This is a genomic window from Mesorhizobium sp. M2A.F.Ca.ET.037.01.1.1 (assembly GCF_003998075.1).
Taxonomy (GTDB): Bacteria; Pseudomonadota; Alphaproteobacteria; order Rhizobiales; family Rhizobiaceae; genus Mesorhizobium.
Window position 1 is genome coordinate 1 of record NZ_RZSA01000795.1, and the last position, 3,162, is coordinate 3,162.

Here is a 3,162-nt window from a genome sequence, read left to right on the forward strand (position 1 = left end):
GAAGAATCTCAATCGAGTGTTTCCCGGCAGCGCCGACGGATCGGTAACCGAACGCATCGCGGATGCGATTTCGCGCGTGTTGCTACCAATGGCGGAGATCGTATTTGACCTACACAGCATGTCACCAACGTGCGATTCCGCACCGATCAGCACGACGCACCCCATTGCTGATGCTGATCTCATGGCCAAGACGGTCAAAATGGCACAATCGTTCAAGTTTCCCATGACATTAATCTGGGAAGCCGAAGATACGCCTGGAATGTTCGATATCTTGGCCCAAAACCAGGGCAAGGTATTCGTTTGCGCTGAACTTGGTGGTGGCACTGTTGGCTGCGAAGCTCTCGCGATCTACGAAGCTGGGGTACGCAATGCGCTCATCGCGCTCGGACTCGTTGAGGGAAAAGCCGAGTGTCCGACCTTCCGGCAACAGAAGTCCAGCCAGACACTTGAAACGCTATTGTCCGACCGTCTGAAATCGCCTGCGCGGGGCATCTTCGAACCTCGCTGTTCGGTGTTGGATGAAGTGAAGCAGGGAGATGTCATAGGCGTTGTGCATTCCATGGATTCTCTGTCGGTCGACTCCGTGGATATTCACGCGCCTACCACGTCTATCGTTTGCGCTGTAAGATCCGGATTGCATGTGGACGTCAATGAAGAGGTGGCGATCCTTGCTAGGCCGCTGAATCCCTAAAAACTAGATCCGACCTGCTCTGCAGGCAGCACGCCCGTCATGAGGCGGCGTATCCTATGGTTTGTAACGCCCAGAGCTTCGCAGCCTCCGTCATGGTCAGCCAAGCTCCATCTTTTTCCGCGGACCGGTAAGCGTGGATTCCACGCACCCGCCGGACAGAAGCGACACGGTGCGCCATCAATGCGACCCTTCGCGATTATGCCCGGTTCGCTCTGCTACACCTGCGCCGAGGAAAGCTCCACGGGGCGCAGATCGTTCCTCCAGAATGGATCGAGGAGACGCGAAAGGGCAATCATGAGTTGCTCGAGGGCGGTGATCGCACTGAGCTTCCCAGAGGCGCTTATCGCAATCAATTCTGGATCGAGGATCCTGAGCGACGAGCGTTTATGTGCGTTGGACACGGTGGCCAGTGGATCTATATCGACCCGGAAACCGACTTCGCGGAGGTGAAGCTATCTTCCTGGCCCGATGCGGAGACTGATCGTAACGTCGAGACGCTTACGGCGGTCCGCGCCATTACGGATGCCTGCGCGGTTCGCTGAAGATGACGCTCTACCAGCAGTGTCTCACAGAGTTATGGGAATTGTACTAGGACGCGTCACTCGTTGATTTGCGAACTAGTTCCAAAATTCTCTAACGAAAACAAACCATTGTTGGAACACCACGCTGGGTCTACTAATATGAGTGCCTCGCCAGCGCGTGATTTTTAGGGACGAGTTTTGACATGTGATCTTTCGGAATGTCCTATTGCAATAAACTGATTGTTCGATTAACCTTCGTTGCTGAATAAGGCGTGACAAGGCTCACGCTTCACGGGCGGCGGAAGGTGCAAGCCCGTCGGAGTGGGGCCTAAAGAAATCCCGGCCAATGGCGGTCAATGGGAGCAATAGGGGAGAAGAAAATGAGTTTTCCGGGTGACCAGAGCTTGGTGGGGGATAGAATGAATGATTGGTCCCTTGGTCGCCGTGCCATCGTGAAAGCAATTCTTTTGGGATCGGCTGTCTATGTGGCTATGCGCTCAACGGCTCATGCCTCGTCCTGTGCCGACCATATCGTTCGCATTGGCGTCATTAATGCCCCAGACACGATGAACCCTTTTGCGACTTGGGGTTCATTCTTGCCGCTAGTTTTTTCCTATGACTTCTTGGTTGGCGTTGACGCACAGCGCCACTCGGATCGGAAGGGATTTGCCAAGGAGTGGTCTGTTGCCGATGACAACCTTACATGGATCTTCAAGATATGGCCTGGCATGAAGTGGTCGGACGGCCACCCGGCCACAGCTCGTGACGCGGCATTCACTTATAACTACTTGCGCGATTCCATTGGCAAGCCTGACGAGCTTAATGTCGGTTGGAATAACACTGATGGTTTGAAAGCCGTCGAGTCCGTAGTGGCTGTCGACAACGAGACGCTGCAAATCAAGACGAAGGAGCCCTCCCGCTGGCCGATCGATAATTACTTGATGATTGTCCCGGAGCACATTTGGAAGAACATCAGCTACGCTGATGCGCGCAGCACATTCCGCAACGACCCGCCGCTGGTTGGCACTGGGCCTATGATCGTTGCCGAGTTTCGGCAGGGTCAGTTTGTCCGCTTCACGCCAAATTCGCATTTCCGTACAGGACAGCCTGGGACGGCAGGCATGATCCTCCAGATCTTCGCTACGGCCGATCCCATCGCCCAGGGGCTGAAGAGCGGTAGCCTTGATTACGGCGTCAGTCTGACAGTGGCGCAGTGGGCTGACCTTGCCAAAGATCCTAATATTCTCGCCGGTCAATCGCGCGTTGAGCAGCGCGATTTCTTGGCCTTCAATACACTATCGGGGAAGGGGGCCGGTAGCACCAAGGCCCTGCAGGATCCGAAGTTCCGCGATGCAATCGGCTATGCGATCGACCAGCAGGCTATCGTGGATCGGGCTTACCGCGGCCATGCTGATCCTGGGGTAGGGTTGGTAATGCCGGCAGCGACGGATTACTACTCGGATCTGAGCGATATCAAGCGCCACTTCGATCTCGCGGAGGCGGCTCGTCGGCTCGATGCCGCGGGATATCGGGACACGAATGGCGATGGCGTTCGAGAGGACAAGGAAGGAAAGAGTTTCGAGCTCGGACTGATTACCGGGACAAGCTCAGGTTCGCTCGAGATACCAATCGCGGCGGTACAGCTTATTGCAGGCTGGCTCGGACAAATCGGCGTACCCGTCTCGGTGACCCAGTTCGACTCCGGCGCGCTCAACGCCCGCACTGCAGCCCCGGCGAATGGCGGTGGAGGATGGGACCTGCTCGTTAGAGGCAGTTGGTTGTCTCCTTCGGCTCACGACCTGCTCAGTATGGGTAGCAGCAAGAACATCGGCACCGGCAACACGTCGTACTGGACAAATGGCGGCTTCGACGGGCTCCTATCGGAAGTCGACCGCACCGTCGACCTAAAAAAGAGCCAGGAGCTGGTTGAGCAGGCGGTTCGTCTTATCT

General features: G+C 56.0%; 2 protein-coding genes. Both read left to right on the plus strand.

All coding sequences use genetic code 11. From position 1 onward, the window contains the following. The coding region (locus tag EOA27_RS29110) for a succinylglutamate desuccinylase/aspartoacylase family protein (protein ID WP_127257838.1) at positions 1–691 on the plus strand (691 nt) is incomplete at its 5' end. Positions 692–1,631: 940 nt separating this feature from the next. Beyond that, a partial coding sequence (locus EOA27_RS29125) for an ABC transporter substrate-binding protein (RefSeq protein WP_127257840.1) occupies positions 1,632–3,162 on the plus strand: 1,531 nt, incomplete at its 3' end.